At 34.9% G+C, this 23,732-nt stretch carries 22 protein-coding genes; all 22 read right to left on the reverse strand.

Annotated features, from left to right (window positions below):
• Nucleotides 1–17: 17 nt before the first annotated feature.
• Nucleotides 18–3,596: a chromosome segregation protein SMC gene (gene smc, locus I583_RS12995; protein WP_010761863.1), complete on the reverse strand. Its 3,579-nt coding sequence runs from the start codon at nt 3,594–3,596 to the stop codon at nt 18–20.
• Nucleotides 3,597–3,619: 23 nt separating this feature from the next.
• Nucleotides 3,620–4,312 carry a ribonuclease III gene (gene rnc, locus I583_RS13000; protein ID WP_010761864.1) on the reverse strand — a complete coding sequence of 231 codons (693 nt, stop codon included), beginning with the start codon at nt 4,310–4,312 and terminating at the stop codon, nt 3,620–3,622.
• A 235-nt stretch (nt 4,313–4,547) separates the two neighbouring features.
• On the reverse strand, nt 4,548–4,955 hold the full coding sequence (gene ndk, locus I583_RS13005; RefSeq protein WP_010761865.1) for a nucleoside-diphosphate kinase: 408 nt from the start codon (nt 4,953–4,955) through the stop codon (nt 4,548–4,550).
• A 344-nt stretch (nt 4,956–5,299) separates the two neighbouring features.
• The gene (locus I583_RS13010) at nt 5,300–5,710 is read right to left on the reverse strand and encodes a hypothetical protein (protein WP_010761867.1); all 411 of its coding nucleotides are present in this window, start codon (nt 5,708–5,710) and stop codon (nt 5,300–5,302) included.
• 1 nt (nt 5,711) lies between these two features.
• Nucleotides 5,712–6,341: a hypothetical protein gene (locus tag I583_RS13015; RefSeq protein WP_010761868.1), complete on the reverse strand. Its 630-nt coding sequence runs from the start codon at nt 6,339–6,341 to the stop codon at nt 5,712–5,714.
• A gap of 57 nt (nt 6,342–6,398) precedes the next feature.
• Complete coding sequence (locus I583_RS13020; RefSeq protein ID WP_010761869.1) at nt 6,399–6,995, reverse strand: hypothetical protein; 597 nt, start codon at nt 6,993–6,995, stop codon at nt 6,399–6,401.
• 169 nt (nt 6,996–7,164) lie between these two features.
• Nucleotides 7,165–7,353 carry a hypothetical protein gene (locus I583_RS13025; protein WP_010761870.1) on the reverse strand — a complete coding sequence of 63 codons (189 nt, stop codon included), beginning with the start codon at nt 7,351–7,353 and terminating at the stop codon, nt 7,165–7,167.
• Nucleotides 7,350–7,502, reverse strand: a complete 153-nt coding sequence (locus I583_RS16775; RefSeq protein ID WP_010761871.1) for a hypothetical protein — start codon at nt 7,500–7,502, stop codon at nt 7,350–7,352. Before I583_RS16775 ends, I583_RS13025 begins: the two co-directional genes overlap by 4 nt.
• Nucleotides 7,499–8,401, reverse strand: coding sequence for a hypothetical protein (locus I583_RS13030; RefSeq protein WP_010761872.1), 903 nt, complete (start codon nt 8,399–8,401; stop codon nt 7,499–7,501). The genes I583_RS16775 and I583_RS13030 overlap by 4 nt, the downstream gene beginning before the upstream one ends.
• A gap of 67 nt (nt 8,402–8,468) precedes the next feature.
• Entirely contained in the window at nt 8,469–9,437 is a 969-nt protein-coding gene (locus I583_RS13035) for a hypothetical protein (RefSeq protein WP_010761873.1), read from the reverse strand.
• Nucleotides 9,438–9,779: 342 nt separating this feature from the next.
• A complete protein-coding gene (locus I583_RS13040) occupies nt 9,780–10,259 on the reverse strand; it encodes a DUF5085 family protein (RefSeq protein WP_010761875.1) in 480 nt (159 codons plus the stop codon).
• Nucleotides 10,252–10,689, reverse strand: a complete 438-nt coding sequence (locus I583_RS13045; protein ID WP_010761876.1) for a hypothetical protein — start codon at nt 10,687–10,689, stop codon at nt 10,252–10,254. Before I583_RS13045 ends, I583_RS13040 begins: the two co-directional genes overlap by 8 nt.
• Nucleotides 10,686–11,333, reverse strand: coding sequence for a hypothetical protein (locus I583_RS13050; protein ID WP_010761877.1), 648 nt, complete (start codon nt 11,331–11,333; stop codon nt 10,686–10,688). Before I583_RS13050 ends, I583_RS13045 begins: the two co-directional genes overlap by 4 nt.
• Nucleotides 11,321–12,838: a T7SS effector LXG polymorphic toxin gene (locus tag I583_RS16330; RefSeq protein ID WP_010761878.1), complete on the reverse strand. Its 1,518-nt coding sequence runs from the start codon at nt 12,836–12,838 to the stop codon at nt 11,321–11,323. The genes I583_RS13050 and I583_RS16330 overlap by 13 nt, the downstream gene beginning before the upstream one ends.
• Nucleotides 12,829–13,191: a hypothetical protein gene (locus I583_RS13060; RefSeq protein ID WP_010761879.1), complete on the reverse strand. Its 363-nt coding sequence runs from the start codon at nt 13,189–13,191 to the stop codon at nt 12,829–12,831. Before I583_RS13060 ends, I583_RS16330 begins: the two co-directional genes overlap by 10 nt.
• A 12-nt stretch (nt 13,192–13,203) precedes the next feature.
• Complete coding sequence (locus I583_RS13065; RefSeq protein ID WP_010761880.1) at nt 13,204–13,458, reverse strand: hypothetical protein; 255 nt, start codon at nt 13,456–13,458, stop codon at nt 13,204–13,206.
• Between the two features lie 11 nt (nt 13,459–13,469).
• On the reverse strand, nt 13,470–13,871 hold the full coding sequence (locus I583_RS13070) for a DUF4176 domain-containing protein (RefSeq protein ID WP_010761881.1): 402 nt from the start codon (nt 13,869–13,871) through the stop codon (nt 13,470–13,472).
• On the reverse strand, nt 13,868–18,313 hold the full coding sequence (essC, locus tag I583_RS13075) for a type VII secretion protein EssC (protein WP_010761882.1): 4,446 nt from the start codon (nt 18,311–18,313) through the stop codon (nt 13,868–13,870). Before essC ends, I583_RS13070 begins: the two co-directional genes overlap by 4 nt.
• Complete coding sequence (essB, locus tag I583_RS13080) at nt 18,294–19,466, reverse strand: type VII secretion protein EssB (protein ID WP_010761883.1); 1,173 nt, start codon at nt 19,464–19,466, stop codon at nt 18,294–18,296. The genes essC and essB overlap by 20 nt, the downstream gene beginning before the upstream one ends.
• 13 nt (nt 19,467–19,479) lie before the next feature.
• Complete coding sequence (locus tag I583_RS13085) at nt 19,480–19,740, reverse strand: hypothetical protein (RefSeq protein WP_010761884.1); 261 nt, start codon at nt 19,738–19,740, stop codon at nt 19,480–19,482.
• Nucleotides 19,741–19,754: 14 nt separating this feature from the next.
• Nucleotides 19,755–20,249: a hypothetical protein gene (locus tag I583_RS13090; RefSeq protein ID WP_010761885.1), complete on the reverse strand. Its 495-nt coding sequence runs from the start codon at nt 20,247–20,249 to the stop codon at nt 19,755–19,757.
• 31 nt (nt 20,250–20,280) lie between these two features.
• On the reverse strand, nt 20,281–23,655 hold the full coding sequence (gene esaA / locus I583_RS13095; protein ID WP_034683737.1) for a type VII secretion protein EsaA: 3,375 nt from the start codon (nt 23,653–23,655) through the stop codon (nt 20,281–20,283).
• Nucleotides 23,656–23,732: the final 77 nt, after the last annotated feature.

The following is a 23,732-nucleotide window of genomic DNA, read 5'->3' on the forward strand; positions in this document are numbered from 1 at the left end:
CCCCCAATCCTATATAATTAAGTTTCAGCAACAATTGCGCCGCCTTCTTTCACTTCTTCCAAACGAACAGAAACAATTTTCGAAACACCTGATTCTTGCATCGTTACACCATACAACACATCAGCGGCTTCCATCGTTCCTTTACGGTGCGTTACAACAATAAATTGCGTATCGTCTTCAAATTCACTTAAATAATGACCAAAACGCGAAACATTGGCATCATCTAACGCGGCTTCAACTTCATCCAAAACACAGAATGGTACTGGTCTAACACGGATGATAGAGAACAATAACGCAATCGCTGTTAACGCCCGTTCACCACCGGAGAGTAAGCTTAGATTTTGTAATTTTTTACCTGGAGGTTGTGCTTCAATTTCTACCCCAGTATTCAATAAATCTTCTGGATTCGTCAAAATCAGCTCTGCTCGACCACCGCCAAACATATTTGGGAACACCACTTTAAATTGTGCACGAATCGCTTCAAAGACTTCACTAAAGCGCGCTTTGACTTCTTCATCCATTTCACCCATCGTTTCGAACAACTGCTCTTTAGCATCTAACAAGTCATCACGTTGAGACACTAAAAACTCATGACGTTCATTGACTTGCTCGTATTGTTCGATCGCATTGAGATTGACTGGACCTAGGCGTTCGATATCACGTTTCAAGCGTTTGACTTCGATTTTGGCCTGCTCTTTATCAATTGTTAATTCATAATCTTCATTCGCACGTTCAAAGGTCAAACTGTATTCTTCTTGTAAGTATTGTAAAGAGTTATCTAGTTTGATTTCTGAACGGTTTTTCTCAACTTCGATCTTGGTTTGTTCTGTCAATAGATGTTGTTGCTGTTTATTTTCTTCTGCTAAACCTGTATCGATCTGATCAACTTGCTCTTGTAATTGTTGACGAGCAGTTTTAGCTTCTTGAATACTTGTTTGCAGCTGGTCTTTTTTCTCTGCTAGTTGTTCTAACTGAACCGCTAAGCTTTCTTCTGTGACCAAGTGATCCGTTGAATTATCATTTAATTGTTGTAATTGTTGACGTAAAGCTGTTTCTCTTGCTAAGAATTCATCTAACTGCGTTTGTTTTTCTGCTACTTGCTCCGTTAGATGAGCCAATTGTTCCGTTACCACAGCTTGATCTGCTTGCACTTGATTGAAACGTTCAAAGGCTTCTGCCCGCAAGGTTTCCATTTGACTAGCTTCTTGATCCACTTGCTTCATTTCCTGATCTAAACGGTCCTTTGTTTGATTCAGCTCTTGTTGCTGTAACGTTAGTTCTTCTTTTCTTGTTTGATATTCCGTTAAAAATTGATGCAATTCACGGGCTTCAAATTCAAACAAACGCTGTTCTTTCGTTAAACGTGTAATCGTTTCTTCTTGATTCGCTAGTTTATTTTGTAATTCTTGCTGCTTCAAGCGGCTTATTTCGCCAGTTGAACGTAGCTGTTCTAATGTTTCATTGAGCTGTTTGACTTCTTCAGTTAACTGCTGCACTTCTTTTTCATGGGCTGTCAATTGTTTTTCAACACGTTCCATTTGTTCCGTCAACGTTTGAAGTTCTTGGGTTTGAGAGAATAAGCTACCTTGATTGCCTCGCTTATTAGAACCACCGGTCATCGAACCACCTGAATTCATAACATCGCCATCTAAAGACACAACACGGTACTGATAATTTACAGCTTTCGCTAATTGATTGGCGCTCTCTAAACTTTCTGCTAACAATGTTACACCTAAAAGGTTTTGAATCACATTGCTGACTTCATCTGAAAAGTGAACCAATTCACTGGCAATCCCTAGAAATCCTGAAATATTGCTGACACGATCGCGTACTGCACTAGAAACCATTCTTGGTTTGATTGTCGTTAGCGGTAGAAAAGTTGCACGACCGCTATGCTGTTGCTTTAGAAAAGTAATACCGGCACGTCCATCTTTTTCAGTTTCCACCACCACATGTTGAGCGGCTCCACCAAGAGCTGTTTCGATTGCTAACGTGTAATCTTTTGGTACATCGATCAATTCAGCAACGGCACCGACAATTCCAGTTAATTGATCTTTATGTTTTAAAACTGCTCGAACGCCTTGATAAAATCCTGAATAATTTTCTTGGATTTCTTGTAAGCTTTTTTGACGGGCTTTGGCTTGTTGCACCTGATTCATCGCCTGGTACATTTGCTTTTGTTTCACAGCTAATTGCCCTTGCTTTTGGTCCAACTGATGTTTTAATTGCGTATATTGTTCTCTTTGGTCGGTCAATGCCTGGTCGGATGCTGATAGATTTGCTTCTAGTTCTTCTTTTTCAGCTAAAGCATCCGTCATTTGTTTTTCTAACGCTTCATGCTTTTGAATAGATTGCTGATTTTTAGCCGTTTCTTGTTGATACTGACGTTCTAAATATTTTAGATCGTTGGTCGTATTGGCTTGTTCTTGCATGACTTCAACGTATTGGCTACGTAATTCTTCTAGTAATTCTTTTGACGATTTGCTGTATTTTTCGACTTCTAGTTCTGAGGCTTTGATTGCATCAACTAATGATTCACGTTGGGCTTTTTTCTCAGCTACTTTTACTTGTAAGTCTTGAACTTCTTCACGATAACGAGTGATTTTCTCCGCATTTTCTTGTAAGGACTGCTGATATTCACTGGTTGTTTGCATCGTATGTTTTGAGCGTTCGACTAGGACGTTTTTTTGTCCTTCCGTTTGCTTCAATGCTTCTGTGATTTGTAGAAGTTGTTGTTGTTCCGTTTCGATTTGTTCATCCAGTTTATTGCGTTTGCCACGCAATTGGAATAGTTCATCTTCTGAATCTCGGATTTTTTTGCTAGCAATCTGTAACTTTTCTTCGATGCCTGCAAGTTCCGCTGTCTTGATTTCCCAAACTTCTTTTGCTGCTTCGATTTCTGTTACTGTTAAGCTAACATCGATTTCCGTTAAGCTCTCTTTAAGTTTCAAAAACTCCTTGGCCGCTTCGCTTTGTGCAGCTAGAGGAGTCAGTTGATCTTCCAATTCATAGATGATATCTTGCACACGACTTAAATTATCTTCTGTTTCAAATAGTTTTTGCTCTGCTTTTTTCTTACGTTGTTTGTATTTCAAGACGCCGGCTGCTTCTTCAAAAATACCACGACGATCTTCTGGCTTACTGTTAAAAATCGCTTCAACTTTCCCTTGAGAAATAATGGAAAAGGATTCTTTTCCTAATCCAGAATCCATAAATAAATCGTGAATATCTTTCAATCGGCAAGCTTGTTTGTTGATATAAAAGTCACTTTCACCTGTTCTGCGATAGCGACGCGTCACACTGATTTCCGTAAAATCTAGCGGTAAAAAGTGGTCACTATTATCTAAGACAACCGTTACTTCTGCAATATTTAATGCTTTACGGCCTTCAGAACCCGCAAAAATAATATCCGGCATCTTACCGCCGCGAAGACTTTTAGCAGACTGCTCGCCTAAGACCCAGCGAATCGCTTCGGTGATATTACTTTTTCCACTGCCGTTAGGTCCAACGACAGCCGTAACACCATTTTCAAACTCTATAACGGTTCGATCCGCAAAGGATTTAAATCCTGCGATCTCAATTCGTTTTAAATACACGAATAAAACGGCTCCTTCCAAGCTTACTCAGGATTTTGTTTCAGCGCTCGTTCAGCGGCATCCTGTTCTGCTAATTTCTTCGACTTACCTTGACCTGTCCCGATCATTTTTTCATTAACATAAACTTCTACAAAAAAGATTCGGTCATGGGCTGGTCCTTCTTCATTGACTAAACGGTATTCAATGGTAACGTCACCTTGACGTTGTAGGACTTCTTGTAAATGTGTTTTATGATCCATCTCATGTGAAAAAGCACCGGCATCGATTTTAGGGAAAATAACTTCTGCAATAAATTTCTTGACTGCATCGACTTTTTGATCTAGGAACAAAGCACCTAAAAATGCTTCGAATAAATCACAAAGTAATGCTGGACGTGTCCGTCCACCAGAATTTTCTTCTCCTTTGCCTAAAAGAATATATTGGTCGAAATGACATTCTTTCGCAAATTTGGATAAACTATCTTCACGAACGATTGCCGCCCGCATTTTCGTCAGTTTGCCTTCTGGCATTTCTGGGAATTGTTTATACAAATATTGAGAAACCAATAACTCTAAAACGGCATCTCCTAAAAATTCTAATCGTTCATTGTCTGATAGTTTTAAGTATCGATGCTCATTCACATAGGATGAATGGGTAAAAGCTTGTTCTAATAGGTTGACATCATGGAAAACAATGCCGTAACGTTCTTTTAATTCTGTAGTTAACTGATTGTCCATTTGCTACATTCCTTTAAGTTTATTTACAACCTTCTCTATTATACTTTTTTTTGCGGGATTTTTAAATGGTTAGGGAGGAATTGCGCTAAAAACACTGCTGAATTCATGGTTTTTGAAGAATTTCCTAATGATTTTAGTGTGTTTTTATCATAAACCAAGAATTTCCTCGCGTTTATTCACTTTAAAATGATAAAAAGCGTTCAAGATCGTCACAAAATCTTGATACGCTTTTGATTTAATTGGCTTCATTAAAGAATCGTTTGATTTCAACTGCTGCCGCTTCTGGTGAATCTGACGCATGGATAATATTTTCATAACTATTAGCGCCATAATCGCCTCGAATCGTTCCAGGTTCAGCTTCTAAACAATTCGTTGCTCCGATCATTTTACGAACGGTTTTAATGACGCTGGTTCCTTCTAAAACAAGATAAACAACTTCTGACGACGTCATATAAGTGATCATATCTTCGAAGAAATCGAATTTTTTGACGTGTGCATAATGTTCTTCTGCTACATTGCGAGACATTGTTGCTACTTTTAATTGAGTAAGCTTTAATTGCTTTTTCTCAAATCGCTGTAGGATTTCTCCAACTAATTTACGTGAAACGCCATCTGGCTTGATGATAACGAGTGTTTTTTCCATATGATCTCTCTCCTTGTTTAGGTTTCTTATGACGCAAGAATGGAAGCGCTTAACAAGAAGATTATCATTCTTAGAAATTTCTGTCTAGTGTAGAAGTGACAAAAAAAGTTGGTTCTTTGTGATTGTTAGATAGTCTTGAGAAACTGATTGGATATCTAAGCGTAAATAAAGATAAGTAGCTATGAATAATTCACCTGAAATGGTAGAAAAAAAGGTAGTCCAAATACCATAATTTGGCATGTATACTACCTTTTTTCTCTATAGATTTATATTATTTTACACACTAATATAAATATTCTTATTAAGGCTCGTCTTACTGAGCTCTGTATATTACACTTCTCTTTTTAATTTGTTAAATATTTTTCTGCATATTCTTTGTAACTTGGCTGTTTTTTAGTATTCATAGCATAAACTAGAGTGCCATCTAGATAATCATCACTATCTATTTTCAAAAATAACGCTAAGTCGGTATTTCCTTTTTCTGGGAATATTATAGAATATTTTTCATTATCAATCGTTAGACCATAATATTTAACGCCATTTGCTGTTCCTACGGCATTTTGTTTGTAATCCATTTTGTCAGTATCTTTGTTATTTGAAATGGTTATTTCTTTATCTTTAATTTCAATGGAATACACATTATCCGTCGCATCTTCAGCCTTCCAAGTTTTCTGAATCTCTTTTGATCCTGAGCACCCCACCATAATAATCAGAGTTATGCAAACTAAAAGAAAAATTTTGTACTTCTTTTTCATATTAATACCTTCCTTCTATAAATTGGGGATTGTACTTACTTTTTAATTCTTTGTTTATCGTATACTTATAATTAATCTCTTTGGATTTGTACGCAACTTCATTTGGTGAATAGTACGCATTATCATAATAGACTGCAAAGAGGAATGCCAACATTTGATAATGCTTATTTAATGTATTTATTGTATAGGTGCTCTTGTTATCGTAGGATACATTGTCTTTTTCAATCAGACCTACTTGAATATCGTTAGCATCATACATTGGTATTTTTAAACCTTTTTTACCTAGTCCTACCGCGTAGAAATAATACGTTTCATCGTTGTAATTTAATTCAAAAAAAGTATAGCCAAATAACCATTTTGTTCTTCTTTCACACAAAGAACCCACCCAAACATTGTTTTCGTTAAATAGTTGAAATGGTAGTAGTCTCACATTTTTAGTATAATCGAAACGGCTTAATGCATCTTTAATAATGGAAAATTGTAATTTAAAATTTTTATTTGCTATTGAGACATTAATCTGTCTTCTTAGATTTATTGGTATTTTAGTCGTTCCTATGATTTTATTTGCTTCTCTTAGTTCATATATTTTTCCAAAGTTGGCTTTTGTTTGAATAAGTCTATTCGTTATCATTGGGCTTCTCCTTTTGGCGTCTTCCTAGAGATACATTTCAAAATCAATGGATAAGTATCAGCTCTCATCATACTTACCTGCTTTTATTTGCTTTTTTAAAATTCTAAATGCTTTCTGTTGTGCAAATGGATGGGCTGAAAAATGTATACCACTTACAGAGAAACAAAGTAAAAATACACCTATAGTAGCTTTCAAAGAAATATTTTCAATGGTAGGTAAAATTGCTAAAAATATACTATAACCAAATATAAATATTAATTCTGTTATCGCTAAAATTCTTAGATTTGATAGATTGCTCAAGATTTTTTGGACATCTTTTTTTGTGAATTTCTTTTCAATATACTGACCTTTAGATCTATCTATCAAATAAACTGTTAACAGCTTACCCATAAGAAAACCTACACCAGAAATACAAAGTATATTTATATAGTTTGGAACTAAAGAAACAAGATTAAATTGTTTTGCAATCAATGGAATCAAAAACATTCCAATAAAGGCAGATATTCCCCATGTCTGAGATTTAGAATAACTACTTCCAGTTTTTTCAGTGAATGGACCAATAAATTCTTGAATAAATAATTCACGAGTGGACAAATCAAAATATATAGATTCATCCATACCTATCTTCAATAATGGTACGCATTTACTTTTCAATTAAGTACTCTCCTTATTCTTGATAATAACTACCTTCAACTTTTTTGGATATGTAATTGATTACCAACGATGCCAATGATTCCACTCACGTATTTGTTCCATCATATATCAAATTATTGTTTGATATCATTAACTAAAGTAGTTGTGATCCTTACTTATATCGAATTGATTATTTTTCTTTTTTCTTTTTAAAAGCTAGATAGTAAAATAGGGCTGGAAATACTATTAAGCTTACAAGACTTCCTGCACCATAAGAATCAGATAGATCCATTCCTTTTAGCAATTGATTGATTGCTGCCAATGTTAATAATACTGCTACTACTAATGCCCATTTTCGTTGTACCTTTTTTTCATTCATTTTTTAGTCTCTCCTTTTTTTTGGATTAATAATTCTTTGAACTGTTTACCCATTTTGGCAACCTGATCAAATATATCCTCATCAGAATCAATTATTGCATTGAACCCAATAACATTATTTAAGCTAAGTTGTTTTGTCTTTAGCTTCATTTTTCATTCCTCCGTTTTTTATTCTTTACTTTTTTTATCATCCACTGTATAAAAATTACCGCAAATCCAACTAAAATTATACTTACAATAACTCCGAATATATTTTTTGTTGTTCTAGATAGAATATATTTCTCATCTATTTGCACCATAAATATTATTATAAAAAAACTTATTAAAACATATGTTGATTTTTTTTTAAGTATTGAAAGCAATCTTTTTTTGAAGGAAAAGGATTTCCGTTCTCTATTTTCTTCCCAGTAATCTTTATCCACAATTTTCAAATAAATTAGGTAGCTAATCTCTACAAGCAGTCTTGGAAAGACTAGTACAAAAATCAAGCCAAGTATGAGCCCTAAAACAAATAAAGAATTCGTAAAGATTATTCCAACCACGCTAACTATTCCAAAAATAATCCAAATTGAACTAGAGCTAAATACTTTTGAAAAAGCAACATAATTAGCAACAGCTCTTTGTTCAGAAAAACCTCTACTTATTTCCTTTTTGATCCAAAAAATAGTATAGCAAGTAGTTAATAGGACAACTACTCCAATTATAATCAAATACATAGTTGAATAGGTTGCGTTAAAATCAGCAATATTTGATTTATAGCCAGTCGATTTTCCGTTACTAATCATAAACGAGAGTGATACCAAAATAACTAATTCAGCTAATAAAGTGAAAAATAGTAATATAGAAGTCAATATCTGATGCTTGTATATACTTTTTTGAGGAACTAGAAAAAGTGATAAGTTCAGTAAAATAGCATAAACTACATAAAATTTCAACGTTCCATATAATAGCGTACTTATTATGTTGTGATACCAGGAATGAATTTCCACTCCTGATATTAATCCTATAATTGATAGAACAAATAAACATATTGATTGGATACGCAACATTCCCACTGAACCTCTGGTATTCGCTAAAGAAATAAAGTACTTTTTATTTAATGATTCTGGACTGTTTTTATTTTCTATCGTACTTATCCCTCACTTTTTTTATAATCCACATTATGAAAGCTACCACAAAAAAGAGTAGGATCGCCATGAGAACATATGAAAATGTAATCTGAAGGCCTTTAGGCACCTTGTATCTGTCTTCTATCTCCACCATAGCAATAATCAGTAAAACACCTAAAATCACATATGTGGATGTCTTTTTTAAACGTTTTTTTAGAACTTCTTTCCATGGTTTTTCTGGCTCATCAATATAATTGACCCAATATTCTTTGTCTGTATTTAGTAGAAATGCAGAGTAGGCAAGCTCTATTGTTAATCTAGAAAAAGCAGCGCCTAAAAACATACCAAAGACCAAGCCAAAGACCCTCGCTAAATTCCCTGTTAAAAAGGCTCCTATCATTGAAAAACCAAAGATTATCCATAGTGATTTTGACTCGTAAACCTTAGCTCGTGCAAAATAGTTAGCAGTTGTACGGGTCTCTGAAAACCCAATTTTTAATTGTTTTTTTAACCAATAAAAATTATAAAAAAGAGAACCTAGATATGTTAATCCGAATAGTAACAGAACAATAATTGAAAACTCAGACTCATACCAAATTTCGTTTGGTTTATCCCATTGCGTTATCATATAAAACATAAACATTAAAATTGACGTAAGTAAAACTGAAAAAAATATTAACCAAATGCTCGCAAAACCTTGATGTCGGAACAAAAATTTTCTGGTAAACCTGAGTCTAACAGTTAAAAATGTTAACAACATAAAGATTGCTATAAATATAATAAAGATATTAACCTTACTTTGTAGCGGATTTATTCCATAACCTAAAATAGCAACATTCCATGTTATAGGTAAACAAAGAAAAGTAATGACTAAGCCCGCCCAGGATATGTATAGCGAACTAATACTTCCTCTAGTAACTACAAATGATTTAAAATATTCTTTGTTCATCTCTTCTGGCGATTTATTTTTCTCCACTAAATTAACCTCCGAATCCACCATTTGTAGTATAAAATAATGAAAATTTATACAGTTTTAACTTCCGCTCCTGTTAATAAAAAACTATATACATCAATACTAATTCCAACATCAGAATTTTCATCATAGAAATCTTTGAATTCAAAATACATACAGGGCAAACAGTCCTTTAATATTTTAACAAAAATTAGACTACCTATATCTTGTTAATTCTAAGAAATAAGTAGTCTAACTAACAGTATTTTTATTTGATTTCTACTTTTTCATACCTGTACTAATTTAAATAGGCGTTCTTTGATTACATTATCTAACCTATCTCTACAAATTTATGGACTACACATTCTATTCAGATATTTTTATTAAAATATCTGTAAATGTTTTACCGTCTATTTGATTTACAAAGTAAAATGGTGGACTTGCCAATTCAGCATCCATATCTACAATTTGCTCAACTAGCATTCTTATGCCTTCTGAAAATTGATCTTCACTGTCCCCTTCCACTCTTACACCTAGCATATTGATAATTTCATAGTAGGACTGGTATCGATACTCTTCGGGCAACTCGTACGATTTTTCTTCTTCTACAGGGATAAACACTTGCAAAAGCATATCTATAGGATCTTCTAAATCAGAATTAATAGCGTAGAAAAAATTACTCGTTGGCGTGTAACCACTCTGTACAACAGTCGTTATAAAGTCTTCAAATACCTTAGCAAAATCTTTTAAATCTACTTGATAATATCGGCTTACTACATTTTCAAAATGAATAGTTTGATTAAATCCCACTCTGATTTCTTTTTTTTCTTTTCTTTTGTTAAACATACGGAATCACCAAATCTACCCAGTATTCTTCATAAATCTTAGAGAACAATAGTATGAGACGGTCTTCATATGGAATAGAGTTTTCTTGTAAATAGCTTTTCATCTCTTCCAATTTAGTTTCGATGCCTTCATCAAAAGGAACACGACTTCTTAATACCTTTTTAATGTCTAACTCGGGTATCCATTTCCAATTTACGCCATCGTTTCCTTCACCTGAAACTTCTTCGTTTATTGGTAGATACACTTTAAATGTTTGTTCCTCATTCTCTATTTCGGTTGGTTTGAATTCTACCATCGTAGGTCCATTTTGAAACCGACCCTCACCATAATTATTTAATTCGACCGTGCTCACAATTTCAATAATATCTTGAATGTTTCCGACCATCTCTCTTGAAGCTAAATTCATCATCGTAAATCGTTGCTCATTCATTTTTTTTCTCCTTCTTTTTTCTTATTCACTATGTCTAATGAGTTTCCATATCTGTTCATATTTTTCTGTTCAAAATATGCACCTATTCTTGGGTATTGTTTCAATGTTCCAGATAAAAATAGCATTCCTATACCAATTAATCCTACTGAAAAATTTCCATATTTTTCTATCATAAATATAGAGAATATCATTACCAAGACAAAGGGAACTCCTACCATGATACCTATTACTTTATCTGACAACCTCTTACGACCATATCTATAAACTAGATGAACATATACCATAAAAAGAAGGGTTACCAAGATTGTTAGCATATAATAATATAGTAACTCTCCTATCGTTTGTTCAGCATACCCAATAAATGGAACTAAAAGAATTCCAAAATTGGCTAGTATCATTGTTATAAATAATAACCATAACCCAATCACTTCATTTTTTTTCTTTTTGAAAAAAATTTTTCCAATTAAAGCCATTAGCATTAGAGTCAAAAAAAATATTGCAAAGAATATAAGTCTTTTCTTTTGAATAGCTAACACTGGAAATATTTGTAGAAATAAACCTACTAAAAAAAATGTTCCGTAAGTTTTTATCATTGTATCAAAATTTTTCAATTGGAATGGTGCTACTTTATTTATTTGAACCACCCTCCTACTCCTTTAATTATTCCATTCACACCTTTTTTTAATCCTTTAGTTATACCAAGTTTTTTATCAATGAATTCCACACCCTTAACCGCAACGTAGCTTACAGCTACTGCACCTGCAGCTACAGCCAAAACAGGTGCAGATGCGCCTAATGCGGCAGTGGCAGCCGCAGCACCAGCGGTCGCTGCAACTGTAGCCGCAGTTGTTGTCACAGCTACTTTAGCAACATCAACAACAACACCACCTACTTGACTTGCAATAACTTGACCTCCTTTTAGACCATCCTCTTTTGCTAAATCATAACTATCTTTAATTCCTGTACCAACATCGATAACACCTGAAACAATATTCAAGCCAGGAATAACTCTTCCAAATCCTTTAGCTGTTTTCAAGTTTTTTGCATCTTTTACTATCGTGTTTAAACCAAATGATATTGGTTTTTTTACTGCAGATAATACATCAGATTTAATTGCGCCCCATGTAGCTTTAGCTATATCACCAAAGCGTCCTGATGTTCCTTTTGTTAACATTCCAGCATCACGAATTTTCGCTTCTTCTAGTATTTTCAAACCATCTTTCGTTAACTTCCCACCAGAAGATATCCGATTAAAATTTTTATGCTGTTTAACAAATTTACTAAATCCTGTAAATTCATCCAATCGCTTCGACATACCAGTGACAGTCGTTACAATCAAGGTTCCATCTGATAATCGACTTACACGCGCACCGTACCAAACACTTTTAAACGACTTATCTCCTGTTTTGATAAATTCTTTGTATAGTTTGTTCCACTCTTTTACTTCATCGTATTGTTTATCAAGTTCACTTTTCGCTTTTTCAGATTGTATTTTAGTAAACCAACTTTTATCCGTTCCTTTTGGCAATGAATAAGAACCGTCACTATTAACAACTGTTCCACTCAATACAAGCACACCTTGCATCGCAATACTTAACTCATTTAAGCTATTACTAAAAAGTCCATTCGTCTGACTCGAAAAATCATGTAACTTCTTAATTTTTTTCTGCACCTTGTCGATATCATCTTGCATGCTATTTGCCATGCGGTTCAATCGATTTTGCGCATGCTTTAACATATCTTTCAATCCTGGCACTGGATTCCCTGCCGCTAGATTTCCAGCGGTATTTGCTGAAGCTGCTAGAGCAGCTTTGGATGCTTTCAAAAGTTGCATCTGCATATTCAACTTATCTTCATCCAGAAAACCTTCACTTGAGATTGCTGCATTCGCTCCTGTATATTTTACTAAATCATTTTGTATACCGTCCATTGATGTGGTAACACGACTTATCGTTGGAAGGATTAATTCTGAAAATAATCCTTTTCCCGCATTATATGCCGCACCTGACAAGGTACGTCCATCCACGGCTGCAGTTAAGCGCTGACTTCCTGATCGTAAGTCACTCACGGTGCTTTTTGCCGTCGATAAATTGCTCGACATGGCACTCATCAATTTTGAAGAGTCTCCGCTTGAATAGACTAATCCCATGTTAATTCATTCCTTTCTTTCTGGATTTCTGTGCGTTCTTCGTTTAGCTCTTCAGCTGATTTTGTATACATTTCTGCTAATTCTTGCTTTTGCTCCTTGAAAAATTGTCCGAAATGCTTCTTTTTTCCATGAAGTTCTTCTTGCTCCCATCGAGCAGAAGAACTCCCTTCTTTTATTAATTCATCATTTAATTCTTGTAGTTGTCGGAAATTTCGAGTTAGTTCCGTCTCTAATGACTCAAATACTTCTTGAATCTGTCGTTTTTCACTATTCAAATCGTCAATTTGACGTTCTTTCTCAACAATTTTTTGCGTATACTCCGATCTTAACTTCTCATTTTTATCTTGTGCCATATGTTTTCCTCCCTACTTAAATCTCGTTTGACTATCACGAGAAGCAATAACTGCCGCAAGTTTAGGGAATTTATTGGCTTGTTCATTTACACAACTAACTAATTTCGATAAATCGGATAAAATCTGATTACTTACTTTAGCTCCCTGCTTCATACTAGAAATGTTACTTCTTCCCAAAGAACAGGTCTTTCCACTTTTAACAGAAACTTTGCTAATTCCAGCAACTGCATTTTGAGCCGCTCCTTCATTTGATGCGATCTTCCCCATACTCTCTCTCCTTACTCTCTAAATTTATAAAATGGATCTTCTTGTAATTGTTCTGCTTCATCTAAAATCGGTTCAGGTTCTTGAATCACTTCTGGCTCGGGTGCTTCTGGAACAACTATAGGACCGTTAGCCATTTTTACTAACAAATCCTCTAAAAATTCTTGATCATTTTGATCTGAATAACCTTCAAAAATAACCTCAGCAATTTGATCAGCACTGATCGTGAATACTTCTTGGCTTGGTACATCCCCAAATGGGTGGGGCGCAACTTTATATCTTGAAAAAATTGCGTCCATTTCATTTTTTGCAATGGCTCGAGCAACTACTACATAAAGTATTTGGTCATTTTCAGGTTCTTCTAATCGTAAAATACTCCCTAGAGGCAAAAAGGGCGTGCTCATTTCTTCTCTCATTCTCCTACCTCCATCGGTATAACAATATCTTCGAATAGATCATCCTTCAAACTATGAAGTACATTGCGAGGAACAACAACATTTTTTTGTGTGTACGGTAAATTCTCTATGAATAATTGATTTTGTAAACTACCGCCAAATAGGATTTGATACACACTTTCTTTCACCATATTCGTCAATCCACCATACGTATTTCCAACTTTTGTTAAGCTATCTATAAATACAAGTTGCAAGTGATCATTCCCACCATTTAAAAGAAAAGCGACTTCTTCTGGATTTAAGAAAAGTTTGTCTACTAATTCTGCAATGCCATTGATTATTACGATTCTTTGACTTGAATCATTTAACAACATCGCTTCTAAAGATTCTTTTAATTCATAGTTTTGTTGGGTAACCTTCATTCGATCAATATATGTCGACACATATGTTGCTTTTTCTTCCAATGTTCCTGCTGCATCAATTAAAATGATATCATTTTCTTCTTTCCACTCATTGATTTGTTGCATAATCCAAGGCATCATTAATCTAAATTGTTTATTCGATGAGGTAAATATTCCTAAACTCTTTCCTTGGAATATCGGAAATTTTTCTACTAATGAAGATAATTTATTTAATCCCAGATACAGATTATTGTTTTCTCTTTCTTTTACGAATGAAACAAAATTTTGAATGGTTAATTCTTCTGGAACCATCGGTATCTTCTCTGGACGTTCACCTGTCCAGTCTTGATCCATACGAGTCACTTCTTTTTCCAGATTTTCTAATACATCAGAACTATTCTCTCCTTCAATCGGAAGATAGAATTGCACTGATGTTGGCGTATCAAGCATCACTTGTCCTCGTCCATTAATTGCCTGAGCAGCAAGAGTCTCTCTACCCAATAATGTACTTAGTTCAGTTTCATCATTTAAGTATAACGCAATTTTAGTTGCAATGTTACTCATCATATTCATACGAATACTACCAGAGCGACTTGCCGTCATAATTAAATAGACTCCTAAGCTTGCACCATCTCTTAATAGTTGAAGTAACACTTCATCAATCTTATCTTTCCGATTGTCCTCTACACTCAATCCATCATACCCATCTAAGATATTAATAACAATCGGTAACTTCGATTGAGTTTTTGCTTCGTACTGTACAATACTTGCAACACCATTCTTTTTAAATGAACCTTTTCGTTCGGCAAGCAAGTCAGAGATTCTATCTAGCATTTTTTGTAATTTTTCATCCTCTTCTAGCGTGACGATATCTGCTACATGAGGTAAATCTTTTAATGGTAACAATCCATTATTCCCAAAATCCAGTAGATTAAATTGAACTTGTTCTGGTGTATTTTGACGTGCTAAATTCATAGTTAATGTTTGTAAAAGTGTCGATTTACCATAACCAGGACTTGAAAAAATAGCAGTATGACTTGCTTTTTCTAAATTGTAATGATAAACCTTCTGTGCTTGTTCAGATGGAATATCCAACAAGCCTAGCGGAATAGTTACATTTCTTTGTTTCGCTTCTTCGATAGTCGTTGTTGTTATTTGTTCACTAAGATTAGGTAACCACGGTTTATCAGGAATTGTGAACTCTGATTGTTCAAAAATTTGTCCTATTGTTTCAATCACCGCTTCTAATTGTGTTGGCAAATCACTCGTATCTTTTCCTTGTACGATATTCTCGTCTGGATCATAAAGTAGTTCTGTTTGACCTAAATCATTAATTTTAAAAATACGTTCATCTACAACTTCTTCCATAGTCTTATCAGGATCATAAAGAACACCTGCGTAACCACTTTGGAAAAGTTCATATACTTCATTTTCTCCAACCTTAAGATACCCTCGACCAGGATTAGTAATTTGTGCCGCATCTGGTGTTTTTAGAAGCTCATTAGAATCTTGAACACTAGCCATTTTCAGCGCAATTTTACTAGTACTGTTTGCTTCAATTTGATCATTAACCACACCTGATGGCTTCTGTGTAGCTAAGATTAAATGTACACCTAACGAACGACCAATTCGGGCAACAGACGTTAATTCATCTAAAAATTCTGGAACATTAGCCTTTAACTCTGCAAATTCATCTGAAACTAGGATTAGATGTGGTAATGGTTTTTCAGGATAAATGATATCTTCTTTTGGAGTATGTCTTTGTTTGTATAAACTCATGTAACCATTGATGTTGTTCACACCATATTTGGCAAACTCTCTTTGTCTCTTATTTAATTCTGCCTTGATACTCGCTAAAGCTCTGGCAGTTCCTGCGCCATCTAAATTTGTGATTGCTCCCATAAAATGAGGTAATTTATCTAAGGTATTGGCAATTCCGCCACCTTTCCAGTCAATAATCAGCATTCCAATATCTTCTGGTGAAAAATTGATTGCTAAACCAATTAAATAAGTTGTTAAAAATTCAGATTTCCCTGAACCAGTTGTTCCTCCAACTAATGCATGTGGTCCATGTGCTCGTTCATGTAGATCCCAATACACATAATCAGATTTTCCTCTCCAACCAATCAATGAGCGAATAGATTTGTTTGGTTCTGCCTCTAACCAACGGTTGTTAATCTGTAATTCTTCGATTCTTTTCACTTCATATTGCTCTAATAAATCTAAACTTTCAGGAACAGCATTTTTCTCCACTTCAACATGATGTAAATTCGCCAATCTCTGCAACGCTTCTTCAATCGGATAAGCCGTTGGTAAATGAGTCGGTACAAACGCTTGATTCACATATTCATTGTTTTGGTTGATCAAAATTGCCGCTTCACTACTTTGGTAATCAATCAACGTCGTCGTTGTCTCAGGCAACATCGGTAAGGCATCTTTCCCCCAAATCACGGTCACACCATACGGACTCATGTCTTCTGCTAAAAATTCATTTAGCCCATGTCCAGATAACCAGCTCTCTTCTAAAATAGAGAATACATAATGCGGCTGGAATCGAATCTTTTCATTGCTATTTTCTTTCAGTTCTTGTCTTCTTTTCGTTAAAATTTGGTAAAACGAGTTAAGCACCATATCCCGTGTTTGGGCATTGTGGATGATTCCTCTTAGATTCAAACTGCGAATCTTCAAATGAGGCAGCCAACGCCACGCATGCCAATTGACGTCATAGTCATTTTCTGGAACCAGCGTCACAAATTCAACATCTCGGTATGAATGCAGCATTGAAATTTGGAATAAGAGCGTTTGAATAGCTGTTCGTAATACTGGATAATTTCCGGCTAGCCCAACCGTTTGATCCATTAAAGGAATCACGATCGGTGCCGCTTCTAATTGTTGATACGGCCAAACGAGTTGTTTTTCTGCTAGCGAACTTAAATCACTTTCTTCATTTGCTTGATATTTTACAGAAAAACTTGATTTGATTTCGCCAGTCCCAACATGGATTTTCAGGAAATCTTCATTGGTGGTCATGCGTTCATAAATCCGTGCTTGGTAGTCTTTGGCCATCAAGGCAAGATCATTCATTGAAGGATACATATACGTCAGAGCGTGCTCTTGTTCTTGTTGTAAAAGAGAAATATCCCCTTTTTTCTGAATCAGGTATTGTCTATAAGAGCCTTCACTACGTTCATTTTTCTCTTTGGTTTCTTTCTTATTGGTAAAATAACTGGAAACAGAAAAACCTGCCGTTAATAAACTAGCGCCCCCCATGCTCAGCATCATGATCGGATTCCCGCCACTTAAAAAGCTTGTAGCACCACTTAAAACCACCATTCCTAAAGGAGGAACCAACGTTCTTAAGAGTTCATTTTTTCCTTCTTTTTCTTTCGGTGTCGGTGTCATTACTTCTACATCCATCTTCGGTTCTTTTAGATGGATGCGTGGGCTTCGTCTGAATAATGGAAATTCTGATGGGTATTCAGGTTGGTAGCTTTGTTCAATGATTTCAAATGGATTTAATTTAAAGTCAGTACCTAAATTTGTGAGCTTCAGCTGATTTTCTCGTACTTCTATAATCAGTTTATCAATCACTAGCTGATCGCCAGTACCAAACTCAAATTTTCCTTTAGTAATTCGTTGTCCGTTGAAATAAATCGTTTCTTCATTTGCGTAAATATCAACAGTATAATTAGTCGTTTTTGCCTCAACTGTAACTGAAACAAATGCTGCAGTTGGTAAACTAATTGCGGAGGAAGCCGTAGAAGAGATCGTAAAATCTTTTTTAGGTTTACTTGTAGCAATCGTTTGATACTCGGTTGGTTTTACAATAATAAATTGAGGATTATTTTTTTCAAACGGTTTGTTATCAAATAAAATCTTCTGTCCATCATAAGACACTGAATGTCCGTCGATCATTCGTTCTTGTTTTGCTGTTGTCAACTGATGATGAGAAAAGACATCGCCAAAATAGAAAACATCAAAAAGAACATCCGCAGCTAGCTGCATTTGATCATCGATAGGAACAATTGACTCATCTTCTGTTTTATTCGTTTTCAGAATCATCGGTTGCTCCTCCTAATAGTTTCATATATTTAGCAATGGCTTCTTCGTATTTCGTTAATAGCTCTTGTTTCTTTTCACCATTCATTTTTGTATCTAGTTTTGTTGCGTCATACAGTTTTGTATAAGCGTGTAAAATAAATTGGTTATCTCCTACGTTTTGTGCAATATCAAGAGCTTTTTCGAAGGCGCCTTTTCCGATATAGATCCAATATAAAAGTGTATTTTCATTTGATTTTTGTGAAATATTATTTAAAATCATCTCTTTTTGCTCATTGGATAAATTATCCAGTTGTATCGAGCTTACTGCATAGACATATTGTGCACTTTTAGGTAGATTCTCTGGTGTATCTTCTTTCAGCGTGCTTAATACGCCTGAATAATCATTAGCAATGTAATTTGCTTCTGCTGTAATGATTCTTTCTTGCGTAGGAACTTCTTTCAGTGCATAATTTCCAACAAAGAAACCTAAAATAAGCGTTGCAACCAACAACACAAGACTGCCCCATTTAAACAGCGTATAGCTGTTTTTGTTTACAAGTTGATTTTGCTTCTCTTGTTTCATTTTTTGGATAACGACTTGTTCACTAATCATTTGATCGATTTCTTCTGGTGAAAGTGCGGCTTGAATATTTTTAGACAGAGGATCTTGCAATGTTCCAGCGCCTTCGATCAACCGTTCATAATCTAATTTTGGATGAAGAATAAATAGAATCAACGCACGATATTGTTTTAAAAAGTCTTCTTCATTTGTTACATGTGGTACAACTAGATTCATAAATCCTCTATGTGCAATCGATAACTCTTCTCCAAAAAGAAAAATATTTCTCGGGTGGATAAATGGTTGAATCGTTGAATGGATAAAAGGCTCAATGAAACGAATTTTTTGCGCTAAGAGCAGTCGATTAAATGATGACATTTTTCTTACCGCTTCTTCGATCGATACGGCATAATTATCTTTATCATAAGATAAGACTAATTTCTCTTCTGTTGCCTCCAACAGTTCCCCAGCTAATAGTGCGTCTCTTTTTTGGAGAACGGCTTGAAATTGATCCAGCTCTGCTAAGCGGTATTGATTCGCTTGTAATGTGACTAATACCTTGTCTTTTTGAACTTGGATATCTATTTTTTCTGATATATCTTTTACTTCACTCACGTCATAGGCCCCTTTATTTTTTCATTGTCTCTTTCACAATTAATTGATCTCCATCACCTAGTGCATAGTTGGCCAGAAGAACTTCTCCGTTTAACTTAATTGCTTTATTTAGTATCTCTAACTCAAATGATTCTGGTAAAGAGATATTTAGTAATTCTAGTGATTCTCTCAATAGTTCTTTTAAACGATTTCCAGAAACTTTTATAGGAATCTGTAAATCAATGATTTGTTTGCCCACATGTAATCCAATACCAATAGATGTGTCTTTCCGCATAAAATTCTACCTTCCTATCCTTTTTTTACCCATGTAGGAAATGCTCGACCTAATAAAATTCCAAGGCCTACCACAAGGAGTCCACCGACTACACAAAATACAATAAATCCAATGTTATTTCCTTGCTTTAACCCTGAATCTCCAGAATCTAAACTGTCATTCAAGACATATCCGTTTGAGAAAAGAAGTGGTGTTATTTGTTGGTTAACTGTACGTTGTGCTGGTGTTTCTTTCATAAAAACTTCTTTTTGTGCATTTTCAATTACCTTCATTTTTTCTTCATCTAATTGTTTATTCTGAGCAGACATATCTTTCATAAATAATTGATTGATCGTAAAGGTAGCAGAATTACTCTGACTACCTTCATTTTTATCGTAGATCACATGGTTATTTATTTTTAAGTCGCCAGTATCTGCATGAACAGGAATGCTTTGTAAGAAAATGAAGAGTAAAGGAACAAGCATTCCTTTTAAAATCGTTTTAACATCAATTTTTGGTCTATGTTGCATCGTTTTTCTCCCTTACAAATAATAGAAAAGATCATGCTTTTACTTTTTTGTCTTCTGGTTTCACCCAAAAATTCAATAGAATACCACTCAATGCTAAAATTACGAGAATCAGATAACTTACCCAACCAATGCTGGCTCCGTTTAGCAATGCGGTGAAGCCATTTTGAATATTTTGTAATGGTGATACTCGATACAATATATTGGCGAATGTGCCTGTTTTAGTGGCTACTCCTAGTAGTGGTGTCAGCATAAAGAATAAGCCTAGTATTGCACCGCTAAGATAAAGCGTCAGTAATCTGAACTGTCTCATACAGCCAAGTGTCAGCAACAATCCTGCTAGTAAAACTAAAAAGGCATAACTAAACCAAGCTAATTTTGCATTCATCCCAACAACTAGACTCAAATTAAGGGCAAATGCGATCGACAAAGCAACGCTGCTTAGCAGTATCACCATCACATTTGACGTATTGTACCAAGCTCTTGATGGATTCATCAGCAAGTCCGTTTTAGACACTTTTCTTCGTTTCATGTATTTTTGCATCGCGGTCGCGACCAAAATAATAATAAATGCAGCAATAATCGTTGCATAATAAGGAATCAAAGAATTTTGTCTGGTTTTACCAAAATCGCCTTTTTCCTGAATTGGATTTGAAAGGAAGTTAAAGACTGTTGAATTATCCGAACCGCCATTTCTTGTATTAGAAAGAACTTTATCAAATGTTTCTGCGTACTTCGCATTGTCATTTGTTTTTTCGTCTACTTCCGTGACCGTTTTATCTAGATTTGTTAAAATACCATTTGCATCTGTTTGCACCTTGTTTGTCGATTCTTTCAAGGTTTGAATAATCGGTGCAATGTCTTTGACCTGTGCTGCGGATTCTTCTGTTGCTTTAGCCGTTTCTCTTGAACTACTTGCTAATGTCTGGATACTTTTCACCAAGTTTTCCGTAGTAGAATTGATTGCAGCCGTATCATTCTTATCAGGATGTGCATTTGTATCCGTGATAACAGATTCTGCTGCTACTCGTTCTGTTTCTTTCCATGAATTATAGGTCCCGTCGATTTCTTGACTGGCTTTATCGAACCACTCACCTAAAATTGAGGCTTCTTGCAACATCATATCTGGTACAGTCATTAGATTTAACGTGCCATATAACGTCATCGTTTCGCCTTCATTTTTATCAGTATTGGTTCCGATTGTAGCGTTTAACTTGTTGATCTGCTCTTCAATGTCGTTATATAGACTGTCTCCATTTGCCCTATAATTTGTGTAGAGCGACTCCGAAATCTGAGAAACTTTTTTTGAGTCAGTGATATTATCATATAACCAGTAAACAGAATCAGGTGTAGCTAACTCATTGAAGGTTTTATCTGGGTTGCTCGTAACATAATCAGCAAAGCTATTCAGACTTAGCTGCGCTGGATCAGCGTAAAGAGTTGTCAATTTTTCAGCTGCTGACGTTAATGTCGTGAACAAACTAAAGAGTTCAGCTAAATCTTGTTTTAGAGGCTGATCTTTGTCTATATAAGCAGCCAGTTGTCCAGAGTTTGTTGAATTGATTGAACTCCAGGAATAATAGCATACGAAATACTCATAGTCGGTATAATCATTTGGATAAGTCCATTTTATCTGGGAATTAATTTGGTAAGACATCTGAGATTGAGTAGGTTTTTTGGGCGGATCACTACTCCCTGTGTCCTTAAGTATTATGGCTATATTTAGCTGTGTTCCTTCTATAGAAACAGCTGCTGTGTAGTCTGAACCAGATAATTTAGCAATGATTGCCTGTTCCAAATTTGCTCTAATCTTGTCCAAATCAACAATTTCGACCAGACCGCTGCTTCCTACCTCAAAAGTATGTGAGAATTTTAAAGATTGGGTTGTTCCAGGTGTCAAATTTATCTCCACTGTGTTTTTTACATTGAAATCAGATGAGATATCTTCTTTTTCAGCTGTCGATACTATATTGAATTGATTGCCATTACCCGTTAAAGTTGGGTCATAATGTGTCACTATGTTATATGAATCCCTTAACTTATCGCTTTCTGCTTGTGTTAACAATCCTTTAGTCACTAACGTATTTAAAAGAATGGGAAAATCCGTACTTGATGGAAGAGCAAGATTTTGTAATTGCGCAAGTTCATTTTTTACAGCCGTTAAGTATTCCCCGTCTTCCGTAATTTCTGATTCTTTCTCAATAGGTGATAATAATTTTGAGATAGCTAGCTTAACTTGGTCTTCTTTCGCATTATCTGGATTAGCACTTCTATCGTTGTAGTACTTTTCTGCAACATCTTCTTTTAAAGTCGTTAGTTCTGTTACTTGTTTTTCCAACTCTTTTATTTCACCTGTTAACTCTTCAATTCTTTTAGTTTGTGTTTCTTTAAATGCAAATGCATTCGTTAAAAAATTCGCGTAAACGCCAGAGTCCTTAGATTCTTCAGACCCTTTTGTAAGAAACAGTCCCAATTGATTTTTTATGCTATCATCAAAACCATCATATTGAGCCTTGTATCCTTTCAAATCGCTTTGCCATTGATTCTCTAATTGTTCTTTTTGTAGCTCAAATTGCTCATTAAACTGTTTAATGGATGTTTCTAGTTTTTTATTTCCTTCATCTGCATAATCGTTCACAGATTTCTGTACTTCCTCGGTTGCCTGACTATTTGCTTCTAAACCAGTGTTGTTACTTTCCATCAATTGCTTCACTGATTGAACAAACGCTTTTTGTTCGGATGTAAACATTTTATTGTCTTCATCCAAAATACTGGCTGTATCAATGACACTTGAGAAATTAGTTGGTACTTCTTTAAATGGTAAGTAAATTGTTTTTTCCAAATTATTTTTATGGTTTGTTTCCAATCCAACCATTTGATTGACATTTTGTTGGGCTTCTGACAGATTTCCTACAATACTTGAAAAATACATTTGTACAATTCGTTGATTGAAATCTTTTAAAATATCATTCACTTTTACCTGAATCGCCTGATTGGTTATCTCATTTTGTCCTTCTCTTACTTGATACTCTACTAAAGCTTTTTCAGGATTTATACTTTGTAGTGAAAGCAATCGTTCAGAGAAATCTTGCGGAATAATGATCTGTGCATCAAACTGTCCATCTGCAACTCCACGACTAGCGATATCTCTAGTAGTGGTCTCCCACCGGTTAGCGGTGTCTTGATTGATCAATGTGACAAAGTCCGTTCCTAAAGAGTATTTTCTCCCTTCAAAAAGAGTTCCTTTATCTTCATTTACCAATACATACTGCATTTTCGTTACCTTTTCATTAGACGTTTGTTGGATATTATCACTTTTGAAACCAATATAAGAAAGAATAGATAAGAACAATATGCTACCGACGATGATCGAAATAATAGGAAGATACTTTTTTAGTTTATTTTTCAATTTTCTCTTCTCTCCTAATTTAAAAGCTGAAAGAGCTCGTTCAACCTTGATAGGAAAATAGAAAAATAGCTGGGGCA

It is taken from the genome of Enterococcus haemoperoxidus ATCC BAA-382 (genome assembly GCF_000407165.1).
GTDB classification, from domain to species: Bacteria; Bacillota; Bacilli; order Lactobacillales; family Enterococcaceae; genus Enterococcus_L; species Enterococcus_L haemoperoxidus.

Bases quoted from the DNA above. Each gene is read 5' to 3' on its own strand.
- I583_RS13065 (WP_010761880.1), bottom strand. From the start codon at position 13,458: ATGGGGAAGATCGCATCAAATGAAGGAGCGGCTCAAAATGCAGTTGCT.
- I583_RS13060 (WP_010761879.1), bottom strand. From the start codon at position 13,191: ATGGCACAAGATAAAAATGAGAAGTTAAGATCGGAGTATACGCAAAAA.
- I583_RS13010 (WP_010761867.1), bottom strand. From the start codon at position 5,710: ATGAAAAAGAAGTACAAAATTTTTCTTTTAGTTTGCATAACTCTGATT.
- I583_RS13030 (WP_010761872.1), bottom strand. From the start codon at position 8,401: ATGTTGCGTATCCAATCAATATGTTTATTTGTTCTATCAATTATAGGA.
- I583_RS13040 (WP_010761875.1), bottom strand. From the start codon at position 10,259: ATGTTTAACAAAAGAAAAGAAAAAAAAGAAATCAGAGTGGGATTTAAT.
- I583_RS13090 (WP_010761885.1), bottom strand. From the start codon at position 20,249: ATGCAACATAGACCAAAAATTGATGTTAAAACGATTTTAAAAGGAATG.
- I583_RS13070 (WP_010761881.1), bottom strand. From the start codon at position 13,871: ATGAGAGAAGAAATGAGCACGCCCTTTTTGCCTCTAGGGAGTATTTTA.
- I583_RS13025 (WP_010761870.1), bottom strand. From the start codon at position 7,353: ATGAATGAAAAAAAGGTACAACGAAAATGGGCATTAGTAGTAGCAGTA.
- I583_RS13045 (WP_010761876.1), bottom strand. From the start codon at position 10,689: ATGAATGAGCAACGATTTACGATGATGAATTTAGCTTCAAGAGAGATG.
- I583_RS13015 (WP_010761868.1), bottom strand. From the start codon at position 6,341: ATGATAACGAATAGACTTATTCAAACAAAAGCCAACTTTGGAAAAATA.
- I583_RS16330 (WP_010761878.1), bottom strand. From the start codon at position 12,838: ATGGGATTAGTCTATTCAAGCGGAGACTCTTCAAAATTGATGAGTGCC.
- I583_RS16775 (WP_010761871.1), bottom strand. From the start codon at position 7,502: ATGAAGCTAAAGACAAAACAACTTAGCTTAAATAATGTTATTGGGTTC.
- ndk (WP_010761865.1), bottom strand. From the start codon at position 4,955: ATGGAAAAAACACTCGTTATCATCAAGCCAGATGGCGTTTCACGTAAA.
- essC (WP_010761882.1), bottom strand. From the start codon at position 18,313: ATGATTCTGAAAACGAATAAAACAGAAGATGAGTCAATTGTTCCTATC.
- rnc (WP_010761864.1), bottom strand. From the start codon at position 4,312: ATGGACAATCAGTTAACTACAGAATTAAAAGAACGTTACGGCATTGTT.
- I583_RS13085 (WP_010761884.1), bottom strand. From the start codon at position 19,740: ATGCGGAAAGACACATCTATTGGTATTGGATTACATGTGGGCAAACAA.